2 protein-coding genes are annotated in these 1058 nt (G+C 54.6%); both read left to right on the top strand.

Translation table 11 applies throughout. The features are described 5' to 3' along the window. Window positions 1-212: hypothetical protein (locus tag ABJK56_RS01355; protein WP_347242871.1), on the top strand; the 212-nt coding region annotated here is incomplete at its 5' end. Between the two features lie 128 nt (window positions 213-340). After that, the gene (locus ABJK56_RS01350) at window positions 341-718 is read left to right on the top strand and encodes a helix-turn-helix transcriptional regulator (protein WP_347242870.1); all 378 of its coding nucleotides are present in this window, start codon (window positions 341-343) and stop codon (window positions 716-718) included. The last annotated feature ends 340 nt before the right edge of the window (window positions 719-1058 follow it).

The raw sequence follows: 1058 nt of genomic DNA, 5'->3' as shown, positions 1-1058 counted from the left end.
ACAAGACGCCACTCGCCGGTAGATGCAATTTGCACCTATATTATCAAGGCGGAGCTTGTCTTGTCAAGTCGCTCATTCTGTTGGTCATTCTGTTGGTTCTCATCCTGTGGATTCTGTGGCTGATGGCACCGAGTGCCCGTGAAGCCCATTCCGCACAGCCCTATGCTCATGCGATATATGTAACTCACATCTATGGCGCACTTGTGGTATAATATAGCTGCAAGTCGCTCCCAAGTGGAAGTCAAGTGCCAGACATGCTGTTTCGCTGGAAGGAGATCCGAATCGAATGCCTAGAGGACACTGTAAAAGACATGGTGGGGAACGTCCATGCACATGTGCAATGGGTAATCTCTATCGGTTCGTGGAGCCGGTTGTCTTGTACGTGCTTGAGCATAACGGACCAACATACGGCTACGAGTTGGGCGGCAATCTTAAGAATCACGCGCTGACGGATGCGGAGATTGACCGCGGCGCTCTCTACAGAACTCTTCAGCGTCTTGAGACGATGGGACACGTGACCTCCGATTGGGACACAAGCGGCACTGGACCCGCGCGCCACATCTACAGCATTACGGAAAGCGGCAGGGATCACCTCCGAGAGTGGGCTGCCGTGCTGAACAACCTGTCCCGTTCAATGGAATCTTTCGTGCGTGATGTCAAGTCACTTGGGAAGATCGGCACAGAAACGACAGGTGCGGCCGCAGCGGGTACGCATTGAGTTACTCCCTGGAGGATTTGCGCCTCCTTGCGCAAGTATTACCCGGGGGGACGTGCGCGACGGCGTGCTTCCACGTATCCTTCGGACTTGAGAGAATCTCGCTGACGATTGTTGGGGAGGTAACATCTCCTCCACCAATGTAACTTGAACAAGGTTTCTCTCTAACGAGAACGCCGGTGATGTGAGTCCCGGCGTTTTCGGCGTTCTGCGCGTGGAATTCGTGCTCAGAGGCGGTGTCCCAGCGACCTCCAACAGCCCCGGCCTTTGGACTGGCTTCCCGGCCAAAAACGTAACCGTCAAACCATCCGCACCTTGCGAGGTGTTTGCTGCTGGTTCATAC

The sequence above is a fragment of the Thermogutta sp. genome (genome assembly GCF_039793925.1).
In the GTDB taxonomy this organism is placed as follows: domain Bacteria; phylum Planctomycetota; class Planctomycetia; order Pirellulales; family Thermoguttaceae; genus Thermogutta.
Note: the sequence above shows the minus strand (reverse complement) of the source record. Positions and strands in the feature narration are given on the sequence as shown.

Coding starts and splice junctions, on each gene's coding strand:
- ABJK56_RS01350 (WP_347242870.1), top strand. CDS start 341: ATGGGTAATCTCTATCGGTTCGTGGAGCCGGTTGTCTTGTACGTGCTT.